The 16299-nt window shown below is 42.8% G+C and carries 15 protein-coding genes; 12 read left to right on the forward strand and 3 right to left on the reverse strand.

All coding sequences use genetic code 11. The features are described 5' to 3' along the window. Window positions 1–24 precede the first annotated feature (24 nt). Window positions 25–699, reverse strand: a complete 675-nt coding sequence (locus tag MKY75_RS08165) for a Crp/Fnr family transcriptional regulator (protein WP_069012185.1) — start codon at window positions 697–699, stop codon at window positions 25–27. A 206-nt stretch (window positions 700–905) separates the two neighbouring features. On the opposite strand from MKY75_RS08165, the gene MKY75_RS08170 reads away from it, so the two are divergent. The 4 genes from MKY75_RS08170 to MKY75_RS08185 all read left to right on the forward strand — a co-directional run bounded on the left by MKY75_RS08170 (window position 906) and on the right by MKY75_RS08185 (window position 6052). Then, window positions 906–1988: an ankyrin repeat domain-containing protein gene (locus tag MKY75_RS08170; protein WP_029516643.1), complete on the forward strand. Its 1083-nt coding sequence runs from the start codon at window positions 906–908 to the stop codon at window positions 1986–1988. Between the two features lie 407 nt (window positions 1989–2395). After that, complete coding sequence (locus MKY75_RS08175) at window positions 2396–3142, forward strand: DeoR/GlpR family DNA-binding transcription regulator (protein ID WP_039269925.1); 747 nt, start codon at window positions 2396–2398, stop codon at window positions 3140–3142. Between the two features lie 2 nt (window positions 3143–3144). Then, the gene (gene pfkB, locus MKY75_RS08180; RefSeq protein WP_029516645.1) at window positions 3145–4056 is read left to right on the forward strand and encodes a 1-phosphofructokinase; all 912 of its coding nucleotides are present in this window, start codon (window positions 3145–3147) and stop codon (window positions 4054–4056) included. A gap of 67 nt (window positions 4057–4123) precedes the next feature. Beyond that, on the forward strand, window positions 4124–6052 hold the full coding sequence (locus tag MKY75_RS08185) for a PTS fructose transporter subunit IIABC (RefSeq protein WP_029516646.1): 1929 nt from the start codon (window positions 4124–4126) through the stop codon (window positions 6050–6052). A 153-nt stretch (window positions 6053–6205) separates the two neighbouring features. Here MKY75_RS08185 and MKY75_RS08190 read toward each other — a convergent pair whose 3' ends face one another. Further along, window positions 6206–7081 carry a LysR family transcriptional regulator gene (locus MKY75_RS08190; protein ID WP_340884957.1) on the reverse strand — a complete coding sequence of 292 codons (876 nt, stop codon included), beginning with the start codon at window positions 7079–7081 and terminating at the stop codon, window positions 6206–6208. Window positions 7082–7192: 111 nt separating this feature from the next. On the opposite strand from MKY75_RS08190, the gene MKY75_RS08195 reads away from it, so the two are divergent. From MKY75_RS08195 to MKY75_RS25575, 8 genes are all read left to right on the forward strand, one after another. Continuing rightward, window positions 7193–7579 carry a tautomerase family protein gene (locus MKY75_RS08195; RefSeq protein WP_340884959.1) on the forward strand — a complete coding sequence of 129 codons (387 nt, stop codon included), beginning with the start codon at window positions 7193–7195 and terminating at the stop codon, window positions 7577–7579. Then, complete coding sequence (locus MKY75_RS08200) at window positions 7576–7911, forward strand: carboxymuconolactone decarboxylase family protein (RefSeq protein ID WP_340884962.1); 336 nt, start codon at window positions 7576–7578, stop codon at window positions 7909–7911. The genes MKY75_RS08195 and MKY75_RS08200 overlap by 4 nt, the downstream gene beginning before the upstream one ends. A gap of 245 nt (window positions 7912–8156) precedes the next feature. Beyond that, window positions 8157–9014, forward strand: a complete 858-nt coding sequence (gene licT, locus MKY75_RS08205; RefSeq protein ID WP_307349353.1) for a BglG family transcription antiterminator LicT — start codon at window positions 8157–8159, stop codon at window positions 9012–9014. A gap of 183 nt (window positions 9015–9197) precedes the next feature. Continuing rightward, window positions 9198–11078, forward strand: a complete 1881-nt coding sequence (locus tag MKY75_RS08210) for a beta-glucoside-specific PTS transporter subunit IIABC (RefSeq protein ID WP_340884965.1) — start codon at window positions 9198–9200, stop codon at window positions 11076–11078. 76 nt (window positions 11079–11154) lie between these two features. Then, window positions 11155–12564, forward strand: a complete 1410-nt coding sequence (locus MKY75_RS08215; protein WP_165145320.1) for a glycoside hydrolase family 1 protein — start codon at window positions 11155–11157, stop codon at window positions 12562–12564. A gap of 179 nt (window positions 12565–12743) precedes the next feature. Then, entirely contained in the window at window positions 12744–13646 is a 903-nt protein-coding gene (locus tag MKY75_RS08220) for a LysR family transcriptional regulator (RefSeq protein ID WP_029516653.1), read from the forward strand. Window positions 13647–13769: 123 nt separating this feature from the next. Continuing rightward, the gene (locus tag MKY75_RS08225) at window positions 13770–14909 is read left to right on the forward strand and encodes a 5-methyltetrahydropteroyltriglutamate--homocysteine S-methyltransferase (protein WP_340884966.1); all 1140 of its coding nucleotides are present in this window, start codon (window positions 13770–13772) and stop codon (window positions 14907–14909) included. 302 nt (window positions 14910–15211) lie between these two features. Beyond that, the gene (locus MKY75_RS25575) at window positions 15212–15697 is read left to right on the forward strand and encodes a DUF1036 domain-containing protein (RefSeq protein ID WP_430023919.1); all 486 of its coding nucleotides are present in this window, start codon (window positions 15212–15214) and stop codon (window positions 15695–15697) included. A 204-nt stretch (window positions 15698–15901) separates the two neighbouring features. Here the strand turns inward: MKY75_RS25575 and MKY75_RS08230 are convergent, their stop codons facing one another. Further along, window positions 15902–16240 (reverse strand): helix-turn-helix domain-containing protein, encoded by a 339-nt coding sequence (locus tag MKY75_RS08230; RefSeq protein WP_029516656.1) that lies wholly within the window; start codon window positions 16238–16240, stop codon window positions 15902–15904. Window positions 16241–16299: the final 59 nt, after the last annotated feature.

The raw sequence follows: 16299 nt of genomic DNA on the forward strand, positions 1-16299 counted from the left end.
GTTGGAGTATAGATGTAATGTAGTTTACAACTTCACTAACTTTTCGCGATGGATGTAAATCGTCTTAAAGCCGGTTTTAATGACCTTTTCTTTGACAAGCTCCTGAAGAGCAGCTGTTACAGCCTCACGGGTGGCCCCGACCAGATTCGCAATTTCTTGATGAGAGAGAGGGAAATTGATTTTGCAATACTCATCACGGCTTTGGAGGGCGAACTGATCGGACAATTTCAGAAGAATATACAAAATTTTATCCTGTAAATTTCCCAAAGCTAAATGCTGGGCCAGACTGCTCATTCCTGAAATTCGGTCACTTAACACCTTGATCATGTTCATCATGAACCTGGGATGTTCTATTAAAAAATGCTCGAATCGGTCTTTGTCCATACGGCAGATATCGCATTCTTCTATCGTTTCTATATACATCTCCCTTGTTCCTAGTGAAATCATATCCATTTCACCAAATACATTTCCCTCGCGGAGGATATCCAAAGTAAATTGCTTCCCGTCAGCATTTAGCTTATATAGACGTACTTTGCCCTTTTTCACAAAATAAAGTCCCTCGGAAAAGGTCTCTGGAGTTTGTATAAAGTTTTTTTTCGGTATAGTCGTAATGGAGGTCATTTGATCCATTTCAATTAAATCTTCTAATGAGAGACTATGAAGCAAATTAAATTGGGACAAATATTGAATGCTATTCATATGTTCTCCTTTTCGGTTGCACAGGGTATACAGAATCATAATACAATTATAGCTTCTATAAGGTATTTTGACCTCTATTACTCACTTGTTTGCGCTAGAGTGAATAATGAATTTTGGGGAATCTGTTGGATTTATATAAAAGAGAGGTTGGTATAAAATAGATATACATGATTAATAGTAGATACATAAAGAGTGAGGTAGTAACCATGATTAAATTAAAAGATGTAGGCAATTTCAAGGTTCTTCCTGAGATAGCGATGCATATCGTTCAAGGCAATATATCCGCTTTACGCCAGGCGCTGACCGAAGGTTGGGATATAGAACAAGGGATCGTACTCAGCAAATATACGACATTAAGTCCACTGGATATTACACTCATCACTGGGCAAATGGAAGTCTTGAAGCTACTGGTCGATGAGGGGGTTCAACTTAATGTAAAGGATAATCCCGCATTCCTGACGGCTGTTCGCTATGGTACCGAAGAGGTTGTCCGTTATGTGGTCGCCCATGGCGCCAAGCAGGACGGTAAAAATCATGTCAAATCTGGTGCTTATGAGCAAGCCTACTACGGTAACAAAAGTAATATGCTGCTTATCCATGAGCTGGGCCTCGATATGAAGCAGCATGCTGGAGCAACACTCCGCAACGCAGTTAGTGAGCATGACTTGAAAACAGTAGCTTTACTATTGGAACATGGCGTAGATATTAATTTCAATGCCCCTAATATGGTATATCCATATAAAGCCACGCCTTTGACAGTGGCGGCGCGCAACAACGATTTTTCGATGGTGAAGTATTTGGTTCAGCTAGGCGCTGATGTGACGCTGGCAGAAAAAGATGGAGAACGGGCATATACAATTGCACTAAGTAATAAAAACGTAGAAATGGCTGAGTATTTAAAGTCTGTAGAGCCTCCGGCATTTCATAATCTGGAAAATAAACGACATGCTTTGAAAAGCTACAAGCTTCCGAAGGATTTAATAGCCTTTCTGACAGGGAATCAACTCCGTGTGAACCTGCCAGAAAATGATCTTGATATTCAATTTGTTGAGTTCTTTTCAATTATCGATACGGTTGAGATGAAGGTAGGTCGGCAAAAGCTGTTGCGTCTGTCTCTAAACGTAGATAATTACTCGGATATTATATTGGTGTGGAATCCAAAGCAGAAGTGCCTGGGTTATTATGACGAGGAGCATCAGGAATATGCGGATGTGTGCAGCTTTGCTGAGTTTCTTGCACAGCCGGAAGATTATCTGGAGAAGATTATTGAGGGTGAATATGTATCATAACAAGGTGAGCCATGAATGCGGTATGCACGCAGTCATGGCTCTTGTTATTTTAAAATACAGCGCTAGTGTACACAGGTGCCTAATGCTCATCAGGAATGGTTACGTATGAGCTGAATGAGGTTTCAGGGAAATTGGGACGAATTGTGCGCATAATGGTAAAATAGTACTGATGGAAGCTTTAGAACGTTTTTGAACGTTTACTGCTGAATTCCTATGTAAGAAGAATGAATTTACATAAAAGTAGATGAATTTTCTTTAAAATGTAAACGCAATCATGTTGATTAGAGCAGGAATTCACCATTTTGTAAAAAAATGAAGTTGGAATGAATTTTTTTGAATCTTTTTGGAGAAAAATGATTGTTTTTTATCATGTTTGTGGTACGATATAAACAGTTGGGGGAATGAAGATGCTGACGGAAGAAAGATACAAGTTAATAATACAGCGCTTACAAGAACGTGGTGTTGTAAAGTTGCAGGAATTGGCTGATCTGTTGGGAGCTTCTGAATCAACAATTCGGCGCGATTTGATAGATCTTGAGGGCCGTCAGTTGCTAAAACGGATTCATGGTGGGGCAACCTTACTGAATCAGAAAAGTCAGGAACCTGGCATGGAAGAAAAAACATTCAAAAACGTTCAACAAAAAAACACAGTCGCCCGCATGGCAGCCAAAGAAATTTTGGATGGCGAATGTATTTATCTGGATGCGGGAACAACAACGATGGCGATGATTCCTTACATTGAAGCTAAAGACGTGACGGTCGTGACGAATGGTCTATCCCACGTAGAAGCACTGGTAAGTAAAAGAATCAGAAGCTATCTACTGGGAGGGATGATGAAAATTCATACCAAAGCCGTAATTGGCAGTATTGCCCTACAAAATTTGGACAATTTTCGATTCGACAAGTGCTTTCTAGGAACGAACGGGGTGGATATGGAAATGGGGTATACGACTCCTGATCCTGAAGAGGCGCTAATCAAGCGGCGAGCCCATCAGTTGTCAGGCAAAACGTATGTGTTGGCCGATTCCAGCAAAATTGGAGAAGTAACCTTCGCCAAACTGTTCGAGCTCAAGGAAGCTATACTTATTACCGAATCGATGCCAGAACGCTCACGCCGATCCATCGCTCAGAAAACTAAGATAATCGAGGGATAACAATGATATATACAGTAACGCTGAACCCTTCCATTGATTATATCGTGGAAGTTGACGATTTGAAGCTTGGTGATTTGAACCGGATGAAACGTGATTTAAAATTGCCAGGTGGTAAAGGAATTAATGTATCACGTGTACTAAACCAGCTGGGAGCAGATAGTACGGCGATCGGCTTTCTAGGAGGATTCACAGGCAGGTTTATCGACGATACATTGCGGGAAGAATCCATTAAAACTGATTTTGTAATGATCGAAGATGACACACGGATTAACATTAAACTCAAGCATGGCGATGAAACGGAAATTAACGGTTTGGGACCTGTGATTCGTGAGCAAGAGGCCGATGCGTTGGTGCAAAAGCTGGCCGCACTCCAGAAAAATGACATTGTCGTCTTGTCGGGAAGTATCCCGCCGTCACTTGGAGGAGACTTCTATGATCGGCTGATTAGCGTATGCCAGCAAACTGGGGCTGAATTCGTCATCGACACCACAGGTGAGGCGCTGATGAAGGCACTGGTTCATAAACCGCTGCTCATCAAGCCAAATCACCACGAGTTGGCTGAGTTGTTTGGCGTAACTATTCATTCAAAGGAGGAGATCGTCACTTACGGTCGTAAGCTGCTGGAAGCAGGAGCAAAAAATGTACTGATTTCCATGGCAGGAGAAGGGGCTTTGTTCATTACGGCAGATGAAGTGTATCACGCAAATGTACCAGCAGGAACGGTTAAAAATTCTGTAGGCGCAGGTGATTCAATGATTGCTGGATTCGTGGGTACGCTGGCTCTTCATGGCGATCCGATCGAAGCATTCCGTGCAGGAGTGGCATCCGGAAGCGCAACTGCGTTTTCCGATGATCTGGCTACTAGAGAGAAAATTGAACAATTACGGCCGCAAGTCACGATTTCAAAACGGTAATCCGGCTGCATCATGAGCTTATTATGCGTGTATCGACACGCTGACCGAACTTAGGAGAGTGTGAAAAATGAGAATAACAGACCTGATGATTAAAGAAACGATGATCATGGACCTGCAGGCGACGACAAAGGACGAGGCGATTGAGGAGCTCATTGCTAGCCTTGAAGCAAGTGGACGTATTAATGACCGTGCCTTGTTTAAAGAAATGATTTACAAACGTGAAGCAGAGTCCAGCACTGGAATCGGCGGCGGCATTGCGATGCCGCATGCCAAGACCAAAGCTGTGAATGAAGCGACTGTCGTTTTCGCCAAAAGCAGTAAAGGCGTAGAATTCGAATCGTTGGACGGTGAGCCGGCAAAAGTGTTCTTTATGATTGCGGCTCCAGAGGGAGCAGCAAATACGCATCTTCGCACACTGGCAGCCCTTTCCCGGCTCTTAATTGATACCGATTTTATCGGGAACCTTATGAAAACGCAAACACCGGATGAAGTATCTGTGTTGTTTGATACCAAGCAGGCGGAAGAAGAAGCTGCCAAAAAAGCAAAAGAGGCTAAGAAAGAGGCAGCCAAAGCGCAGCAAACGCCAGACGTTATCGTTGGCAATCCGAATTCTGACGAGTTTGTGGTTGCAGTGACCGCTTGTCCTACAGGCATTGCACACACGTTTATGGCTGAAGATGCTCTTATTAAGAAAGCGAAAGAAATGGGTGTAAATATCCGTGTAGAGACGAATGGCTCGGAAGGCGCACAAAACGTACTGACAGCGGATGAAATTCGTCGTGCCAAAGGAGTAATCGTCGCAGCTGACAAGAAGGTTGAAATGGCCAGATTTGACGGTAAACCTGTATTACAAAGACCGGTAAGTGACGGTATTCGTAAATCTGAGGAACTGATCCGCAAAGCGCTGAACGGCGATGCGCCAATTTATCGTAGTGAAGGTAAAGGCAGCGCTGAAGAGTCGAAAGCGGAGAAGAGCAGCGTAGGCAGCAAAATCTACAAGGATTTAATGAACGGTATTTCTCATATGCTACCATTCGTTGTAGGCGGGGGGATCTTGCTAGCCATTTCCTTCTTGATTGAACAGGTAGCGGGAGAAGATAATGTATTCTTCCAACTGTTACAAACGATTGGCGGCGGAACAGGTGCGTTCCACTTCCTGATTCCGATACTGGCCGGATTTATCGCGATGAGTATTGGAGACCGCCCGGCACTGATGCCAGGTATGGTTGGGGGTCTGATGGCTGTAAACTCCAATGCAGGTTTCCTTGGCGGTCTGGCAGCAGGTTTTCTGGCTGGTTATGTGGTGATCTTCCTGCGTAAAGCTTTTGCAGGTCTACCAAAAACGCTGGATGGTTTAAAACCAATCTTGTTATACCCGGTATTCGGACTCCTAATTACAGGCGCGATTATGTTCTACCTGTTTGATCCAATTTTCGGTGGTATTAATACGTGGCTTGTCAACGTTCTGAACAATTTAGGAACAGGTAATGCAGTTATTTTGGGTCTGATCCTGGGCGGAATGATGTCGATTGACATGGGTGGACCTTTCAACAAGGCAGCTTACGCATTTTCGATCGGTGTCTTTACTTCCAGTGGTAACACGAACGGAGCTATGATGGCGGCTGTTATGGCGGGCGGCATGGTACCTCCGCTGGCAATCGCATTAGCTTCGACGTTCTTCAAAAATAAGTTTACTGAGCAAGAGCGCAAGTCTGGCTTGACGAACTATGTACTTGGATTGTCCTTCATTACGGAAGGAGCCATTCCATTCGCAGCTGCTGATCCTCTGCGTGTCTTAACCTCTTGTATTGTAGGTTCAGCGATTGCTGGTGGTCTGACGCAGTTCTGGCAAATCAATCTTCCAGCTCCACATGGCGGAATTTTTGTAGCAGCTCTTGCCAATCATGCTTTGCTGTTCTTGCTTGCAGTGGTGATTGGTTCCGTAATTTCCGCGCTCATTCTGGGACTGTGGAAAAAACCGCTTGAAGCGAAATAACAGGTATGACAACAAGAGTATAAAAATAAAGAGAGGGCCACATTTTCTTAGGCCTTCAAAATAGTAAAGCCGCTAAACACCAGGTTTCTGAGTGTTTAGCGGCTTTTTCTTTATGCAAAGATGATATAACTTATTAGTAGTCTTGCATAGATGCTATAGCCTGCAAAGCTCCTTAACCAGCTGTATAAATAGCTTTCGGGCCGAAGACATATACTGCTGGTGATGGTTGTTTTGTAATAGTCCAATGGCAATATTAGGGTCTGTTAACTGGAGGGGGACGGTGACCAGTTCCTCCGGCAAAGGCATTGACGATAGAACCACTCCAACTGAAGGAATCGTTTTTACGAACGTGGGGATCGACGAGATTTGACTGACAGTATAAAAAAACGGCATCGACGGGAAGTGTGAAAGCTCTTTCTCCAGTCGTATATGGTACAAGCAGTTCTTACCTCCGACGATAAGCGGATACGCGTACAGATCTTCGAGCTGAAGCTCACTTTTTGCCGCGAAGGGATGATTACGAGACACAATAAAGGCGATGTGTTCGTGATATATGGATTCAAAGTGTAAAGAAGGAATGGAGTAAGGTTCCCCAGAGATAGCAAAATCCAGCTTACCATCCACCAAAGCACGTGCGAGTGCATCCGTGTTTCCAACTGTAAAATGACACGTAATATTCGGTTTATGCTCTCGAAACTGCTGCAGAGCCAAGGGTAGTAAGGTAGCCGCTACTGTTTCAAGCACACCGATATGGAGCGTGCCGATCTCCTCCTTTTTCAGCGACTTCGCCTGGTCCATTACAAAATTCCAATGCCGAATAAGCCCGTCTACCTCCTCGGCATATAGTTTACCTGGGGACGTTAGCTCCGCATCCCATCCCCTTTTAAAAAGCTGAAATCCCAGCTCTTTCTCTAGCCTCTGGATTTGGCTCGTGACTGTAGACTGAGCGTAGTTTAATTTGACAGCAGCTTTTGAAAACGTCCCTTCTTCGATTATAGTACGAAATGTAGTTAATTCTTTCAGATCCACGCTTGTTCATCTCCATCGGTAAAATTGAATATATTTATGATTATTTTCAATTATACAGATGAAAGTAAGGGGAGTACAATCATCTTATCCCAACGGATAGGAGAGATGAACATGCCATTTGTACGAGTTGGCTACATGGAGCAACAATACACAGAGCAAGAGCTGCCTTGGATTAGTCGCTGTATCATGAACGCTTTGATCGAACATTTTGAGGTCCCGCCCAAGGATTACTTTCAGGTTTTTCATGCCCATAGGCCAAGCGAGTTTTATTATAGTCCCGATTATTTGAATGTACCCAGAACTGACAAGTTGCTGTACATCCAAATTACGATGGGATCGGGTAGAACTACGGAACAAAAAAAGGATTTTTACCAAAGATTAGCCGAACTCATCTCTATTGAATGTAAAGTCCGACCGGAGGATGTTTTTGTGACACTGGTAGAGACTGAATTAGAGGATTGGTCCTTTGGCAATGGACTTGCCCAGATGATTGTATGAAGCATAAATTAATCAAATCGAGTGTTCGGGAAACGATAGGTGATTTTGCACCCGCTTTTGTAACCTATACGGAGGATGTCCTTTTTGGAGATGTATGGAGAAGAAGTGAGTTGTCTCTTAGGGAACGGAGTTTTATTACAGTTGCCGCTCTGATGGCGGGTGAGCATGTGAATCAACTTCCTTATCATCTGAACCTGGCCAAGGAAAACGGGATTTCGGAGGAAGAACTGGTTGAGATCATTACACAGCTTGCCTTTTATGTAGGATGGCCCCGGGCAGCCTCAGCCATTCAGGTTGCCAAAGAGGTGTTTTGCAAAGAGAAAGAAAGTTAAGCATGAACCTAAAAAACTGCTAAGCACAAAGGATTGAGAGTGTTTGGCGGTTTTTTGGCATGATTGTATTGTTATTCCGCTGTGAAAGCGGTATAGTAATAGTAATTGAATGAGGGGTGAAGTGCCCTTCGGGATTGTTACTGGTAAGCAGGCGATACCCAAATAATGACTAATTGATTTAGTCGTTATTTGGTTTTTTTTGTTATTACAAACTTTGTCATTACATCAATGAGGTGAGCAGATAAATGATCATCCGGCAAATTTTTAACAACAATGTCATACGAGTCGAAAATCAGGTGGGTCATGAATTTGTTGTCATAGGGAATGGTCTAGGCTTTAAAAAGAAAAATGGCCAGAGGGTCGATGAGGACAAAATAGAAAAAACCTTTGTATTAAAGTCCGATAAAATTCCACAAAAATTAATAGATCTTATTGGGGAAACATCTGTAGAGTATTTAAAGGTGGCGGATGAAATTGTAGGCAGCGCAAAAAAGGAAATGGGAGATATTTTTAGTGACAATATCTATATTTCTCTGATCGACCATATTCAATTTGCCATCTCTCGATACAGAAAATCCGTAGGACTTAAAAATTCACTGTTATGGCAAATTAAAAAATTTTACAAAAAAGAATTTATGATCGGAATGAATGCATTGGACATCATCCATGCTCAATTTGGCATCCAAATGGATGAGCATGAAGCAAGCTTTATTGCTATGCACTTTGTAAATGCAAGACAAGACGGTCAGGGAATGAAACAAACGGTTGAGATTACCGAGATTATTGATGACATATTCAACATTGTAACCGATTACTACGAGATTACACTGGATGAAACTTCGTTCAATTATTCCCGGTTTATTACTCATTTGCAGTACTTTGCCCAACGATTGCTGAGCAATGAACAAGAACAACTAGCTTCAGGGGATAATTTCTTGTATGACCAAGTCAAAGATAAATACGAGAGGGCTTTTCAATGCACCCAATTAATCAATCAATATTTGGAGTTAAAGCATGAAAGTGCTATGTCGATTGACGAAAAAGTGTATTTGACGATTCATATACAGCGTGTAACCTCCAGAAATGATATAGCTAGTTCTTAGAAAAAAAGCTTGCAAACGATTTCTAAGTGATTTATAGTAGGCTCACAACTTAAATATAAGGATTGTTACTGGTTAAGCAGGCGATACCTAAATGAATGGCAGTGATCATTTTCTTTGATCATACAGGCCTTTCGTTTAGGTATTTTTTTGTTTTCAGGCAATCTGCCCAAGAGGAGAATGAACATGGACCATAAGAAAATGGGCGAAGACATCGTACGTCTCGTTGGAGGAGAAGAAAATATCAATGGGCTTGTCCATTGTGCTACACGACTCCGATTTGACCTGAAGGATTCACGAAAAGCCGAAAGAGAAGCGCTTGAGAAGCACGAGGGAATCATTACAGTTGTTGAAAGCGGAGGACAATTCCAAGTTGTTATTGGCAGCCATGTTGCCTATGTATATGCAGAAATCATGAAAAACAGGGATTTTGGATCGAATTCCCCTGCAGCCAGTGAATCCAGTGGGAAAAAAACATCGGTCATATCCACAATCTTTGAAGTCATTTCCGGTAGTTTCTCCCCATTGATTCCAGCGATGGCGGGCTCGGGAATGATAAAAGCACTCCTGACGGTTTTGACCTTGCTAGGATGGATGTCTGCAACAAGTGATACTTATATGATCCTGTCTGCTGCAGGGAATGCTGTGTTTTACTTCTTGCCGATTTTACTAGGGATTACGCTTGGTATAAAGCTGAAGGCGAATCCTTATGTAGCTGGTGTGATCGGTGCGGCTCTCATGGAACCCAACTTTACGGGGCTGATGGACAAAGGCTCTGATGTATCGTTTTTAGGAATACCGGTGGTCATGATGAACTACTCCGCCAGTGTTTTCCCGATTTTTATTTCCATTAGCATCTATGCGTTGGTGGACAAGTTTTTGAAGAAGATCATTCTTAAGGATTTACAATTGTTTTTAGTTCCGATGTTGGCTTTAATGATTATGGTTCCGCTATCTGCGATGGCTTTCGGACCTTTCGGTACAGGGGTAGGAGATTGGATTTCTTCAGGTGTGACATGGTTAATCGGTGTAAGTGGCATTTTGTCAGGGATTGTTCTTGGCGGTTTTATGACCTTTATGGTCGTCTTCGGACTTCACTGGGGTTTTACCCCGATCACGATTCAAAATATCGGTGTTGGCGGGGATCCGATTGAGGCGATGGCTGCAGCAGCTGTATTTGCTCAAATTGGGGTCGCATTTGGTATCTTCCTGAAGGCGAGAAAAGATAAAACACTTAGAACTCTTGCCGGTTCCACGAGTATTACAGGATTGCTGGCTGGTGTGACAGAGCCGATTGTGTATGGTCTGGTGCTTCGCTATAAACGTGTCATTCCGATTGTCATTATCGCAGGTGCTCTAGGCGGTGCCATCAATGGACATTTTGGAGTGAAAATGACGGCTTATGTGTTTCACAACATTTTTGCGATTCCAGTGTATACGCCAACCTTGCTATACGTGATTGCCATTGCCTGCTCATTCGCGGCAGCAACCGCACTAACCCTTATTTTTGGGTATGAAAGCAAGGTGAAGGAGGAGACCCCAGAAACAGTTGAATCCGTGAAAACAGCAGAACCAGAACCTGTTGTTACAGCAACGAAGGCTGTTGACATCAAGAAAGAAACGATCTACAGCCCGATCACAGGCAAGGCTATACCATTGAGCCAAGTGAATGATTCGGCATTTTCTACAGGGGCGATGGGAAAAGGCTTAGCCATTGAGCCGTCTGTCGGTGAGGTCGTAGCGCCTATAGATGGAGTTGTAACCTCGCTGTTTCCCACAGGACACGCCATCGGCTTGACTTCAAAGGCGGGTACGGAGATATTAATTCATATTGGAATTAATACCGTTGCGCTGAAAGGGAAGCATTTTAATCCAGTCGTTCAAGAAGGAGATATCGTAAAACAAGGGGACTTGTTAATCCAATTTGATAGGGAGCAGATTATAGAAGCAGGATACGAAATCGTGACCCCTGTCATCGTCACGCTTACAAAAAATAAAGTGGATGTGTTTGAGACAAATCAGGAGCAAATTCAAAAAAATGAAGTATTGCTAACGTTGGTTGTGTGATACTGGCAAGCATCATTACCACATACATGAATGGCGAACATCAGAAGGATATAACGATAACTGGAGGGACTATATCATGAAACATAATCAATTGAAGGCATTTCCTGAAAACTTTTTCTGGGGAGGTTCCACTTCCGCTTATCAAGTAGAGGGTGCATGGGACGAAGATGGAAAAGGACCTTCTGTCATTGACATGGCTAATCACGTCGAAGGGGTCACTGATTTTAAGATAACCAGTGATCATTACCATATGTTCAAAGAAGACGTAGCCCTGATGGCTGAAATGGGCTTTAAAGCATATCGTTTCTCGATTGCATGGACACGTATTTATCCCCTGGGTGCAGGTGAAGTGAATCAGAAGGGAATCGCGTTTTACAGCTCATTAATTGACGAACTAATTAAATACGGGATTGAACCGATTGTTACTATGTATCATTTTGATCTGCCTTATGCTCTCGAACAACAAGGCGGATGGTCCAAGAGAGAGACGATTGATGCCTTCGAACAGTATGCCAAAACATTGTTTGAGAACTTTGGAGACAGGGTGAAATATTGGTTAACCATTAATGAGCAGAACATGCTGATTCTCCATCCCGGTTCTATTGGCACATTAGATGCAAGTCTGGAAAATCCGCAAAAGGTACTGTACCAACAAAATCATCATATGTTAGTAGCCCAGGCGAAAGCCATGGTATTGTGCCACGAGATGCTGCCTGATGCGAAAATTGGACCAGCACCGAATATTGGGGTCATTTATCCAGCCAGTTCCAAGCCTGAAGATACGCTGGCGGCGGACAACTATGCAGCCATTCGCAACTGGCTCTATCTGGATATGGCTGTGTTTGGCCGATACAACCATATTGCCTGGAGCTATTTGGTCGAGAAAGGCTATGAGCCTGTCATTGAAGAAGGGGATATGGATATATTAGCGAAGGGGAACCCGGACTTTATCGCATTTAATTATTATACCTCTCAAACCGTAGGAGAAAGTTTAGATGACGGGAATGATTTTTCACATACAGGAGATCAGCATGAAATTGTGGGTGAACCCGGAGCATATCGAGGTTCCGTTAACCCCAATCTGCAAACGACGGAGTTTGGTTGGGAGATTGATCCGGTCGGTTTTAGATCCACGTTACGCCAAATTTATTCTCGCTACCACTTGCCTTTGATCGTGACAGAGAACGGCTTGGGCGCTTTTGACAAGCTTGAAGAAGGGGATCTAGTGAATGATCCTTACCGCATTGACTTTTTCAACAAACATATCGAGCAGATTCAACTGGCTATTACAGATGGTGTAGAAGTGTTCGGCTTCTGTCCGTGGTCTGCAATTGATCTGGTGAGTACCCATCAAGGCTCCAGCAAGCGTTACGGGTTTATCTATGTGGATCGTGAGGAGTTTGATCTCAAGGATCTGCGTCGTATTCGTAAACAAAGCTTTTATTGGTATCAAAAGCTAATCTCCACGAATGGTGAAATTCGTTAATTAAAGCATCGTAACTAGAGCACCTCCCTGGAAGGAAGATTTCCATTTAGGGAGGTGTTTATATTTTTAAACCTTAGGGAGAGAGGCTGTTCTCATTTAAGTAACGACTATACCTTTTCTTAGAAGTGTGATTATGTATTATATAATAGAAGAAACACAAACGGAAAGGACATCATGCATTGACCTTACAACAATTAAAATATGTCATTGAGGTTGCCAATCGCGGTTCCATGAATGAGGCGGCAAAGCGGTTGTTCATTTCCCAGCCCAGTCTGTCGAACGCGATTCGTGATCTGGAGGAAGAAATTCATATCACCATTTTTGAGCGTACCAATAAGGGGATTTCTTTGTCCAAGGAAGGCGTGGAATTCCTCGGTTATGCACGTCAGGTCGTTGAGCAGGCGGAGCTGCTGGAAAGTCGCTATCTGGATGCCAAGCCTACACCACAGCATTTTGCTGTGTCCACGCAGCATTACGCTTTTGCCGTAAATGCATTTGTGAATCTGGTGAATCAATATGGTCAAGAAGAGTATGAATTGGCTTTGCGAGAGACCAAAACCCATGAAATCATACAGGATGTCAAAAGCCTGCGCAGTGAGATCGGAATCCTGTATCTGAACGAATTTAACGCCAAGGTCATTAACAAGCTGCTAAAAGATGCGAATCTACAATTCAACAGCCTGTTTACGGCCAAGCCACATATTTTTATCAGTGCCAATAATCCGCTATCCCAACAGTCCATCGTGACCATTGACCAGCTTTATCCGTATCCGTATTTGTCCTTTGAGCAAGGGGAGTACAATTCCTTTCACTTTTCCGAGGAGATTCTCAGTACGTTATCGCATCCCAAAAGCATTCGCGTCCATGACCGGGCGACCCTTTTTAATCTGCTCATTGGGTTGAACGGCTATACCATTTCTACCGGAGTGATCAGTGCCGATCTGAACGGTAACGACATTATTTCCGTCCCTCTGGAATGTGATGAGTCTATTAATGTGGGATGGATTTGCCATAAAAACGCTGCGCTCTCCAAGCTGGCCACTGTCTATGTAGAAGCACTGCATGAGGCGATAGGGGAATAAAAGATTGGGTATAGCCTTAGGCTATAACTAGCTATAGTTTATTAGAGTTACCTTATAACTGAAAATGTATGTTATCTTTCTTACAAGAACTTCACTATAGAAGCGAAAAAGGAGATAACCCTAATGAGCAGCATCCTTGATAATGCATCCCAACGTAAAGTGACCCCTTTTAGACATGATATGGTCGGCAGCTTTTTGCGCCCGCAAGCGATTAAAGACGCCAGAATTCAATTTCAAAATAATGAAATCTCTGCGGACGAGCTGAGACAAATTGAAGATAACGAAATTATCAAGCTAGTGGAAAAGCAAAAATCCGTAGGACTTCAAGCCGTGACGGACGGTGAATTCAGACGCTCTTGGTGGCATCTTGATTTTATGTGGGGTCTGGACGGTGTGGAAAAGGTACAGCTTTCGAACGGCTACCAATTCCAAGGTGTGGAAACAAGAGCGGAAACCGCACGCTTGTCCGGTAAAATCGGACATTCCCGTCATCCTTTCATCGAAGATTTCAAATTCCTGAAGCAAGTAGCAGGAGAGGATGCGATCGCGCGCCAAACGATCCCAGCACCTGCGCAATTCCTAGCCGAGCTGTTGCGTGGAGAAAATAAAGAAACAACCGATACGTATTACAGCAATTTGGATGAACTGGTAACGGATATCGCCAAAGCCTACAAATCCGTGATCCAAGCGCTGTATAATGAAGGCTGCCGCAGCTTGCAACTGGATGATTGCACATGGGGCATGCTCTGTGATAAAAACTATTGGGAAGCTAGACAGCATGCGGGTGAGAATGTGGAAGATACCAAAAAGCTGTTCGCCCGTGTGAATCAGGAAACGGTGAAGGATCTTCCAGCCGATTTGGTCGTTACGACCCATGTATGCCGTGGTAACTACCATTCCACCTGGGCATCTTCTGGCGGCTATGAGCCTGTAGCCGAAACCCTGTTCGGCATCGACAACATCGACGGCTACTATCTCGAATTCGATACCGACCGTGCAGGCGATTTCACACCGCTTAAGCATCTGAAAGATCAAAAGCAGGTCGTATTGGGCCTCGTTTCCTCCAAAACAGGTGAACTGGAAGACAAGCAGACGGTTATTAATCGGATTAAGGAAGCGACTCAATTCGTCGACATCAACCACATCTGCCTCAGCCCACAATGCGGCTTTGCTTCGACAGAAGAGGGCAATATTCTGACAGAAGAGCAGCAGTGGAAAAAGCTTGCTTTCATTAAAGAGATTGCGGACGAGATTTGGAAGTAAGGTTTGGTTTAGGATATTTAAAAGGTTCTATTAGTTAAAGATATTTTATTGAAAAACACGTCATATATGGACGTGTTTTTTGATCTTTACAAGATTAGGTGGGGGTTTTCTTTTGATTGAATTCTATAACATTAACAACATGGTCATATGGTTTCGCCAAACTGATGACGGGAAACTCTAAAAAAGCATAATCTCTGAGTATCCTAAAAAAGGCTAAGACTCTTTTATGTTTGTCCACTTCCTATTTACAACTCTTGCATACAATGGATTGTAGAATGGTATTAAGAGGGAGTGACAAAAAAATGAGTCTTTATTTTCGAAACAGCACCAATTCTACCGTACAGGTAGCCATTTTCTATCACGCGAGTAGGTGTGGGTTTGTCTTTGTGGGACAAACTGGTATATTGTCTACCTGGTACCGTTTGGCGCCTGGTCAAACGAGGGAAGTTGTTACTGGCAACGTAGGGGATAGAACAATATATTATTACGCTGAGAGCGTATCAAGAAATCTTGTGTGGTCAGGTAGTTTCCCCATACATGTTCCTAATTATAACTTCAGTGGATGTTGGATCTGGAATATTAATGGTAATCTATGCAATAATTGCAGAAGAGTTGGTTTTAAAACACTTAACATCCAACGCGGTTTCGTGAACTTTACAGTCAACCTTATTACAAATAGTGCTCAAAGAAAAACGAAGCTAAAAAATGTTCGTATGGTATTGCCCACAAAAAGGGTAAAAAGAAAATTTAAATTGAATGACCGCAAGAAACTACCTAGAAGCCAATAATTTCATAATGGCGGGAAATCCTTTGCAATTTCGTATTCGATTCGGTTCGCGCTTTTATATAAGAAACTTGAAATTAAGATAATACTGGATATATATATGTTATTTTAATGTTCGATAGGGTATTGAACTTACGTAAAACAATAGTGCAATAGGAACTGCCTTGTTAACTAAAGGTGGCTCCTTTATTTTTGCTAAAAAATCCTTTTATTTTGTAATCTCCCGTATCACATTCCTCGCCAAGCGTACTTTCTCTGGACTCGATTTTTGGAGTATTTTTACGATTTCTTGTATATCAGTTTCATGTTTTGTAACCTTAATATCCTCATTTACATAAGCAAAAAGCTGAATCAAATTAACATCCAGTGCATTAGCAATTTTAGCTATATTTATTAAAGATACGTTTTTTTCTCCACGCTCAATCTGCCCTATGTATGAAAAATGGAATCCACCTTTTTCCCCAAGCGACTCCTGAGACAATCCTTTTTCTTTTCGCAAAGCACGTATTCTGGCACCCACTAATTTAAGAACTTCTTTATCTTCCATCGTCTACACCTCACTATTCTAAAAGTGTAGACAAGATATCCAAACGAAAACATTGAATA

It is taken from the genome of Paenibacillus sp. FSL L8-0663 (genome assembly GCF_038008125.1).
GTDB classification, from domain to species: Bacteria; Bacillota; Bacilli; order Paenibacillales; family Paenibacillaceae; genus Paenibacillus; species Paenibacillus polymyxa_D.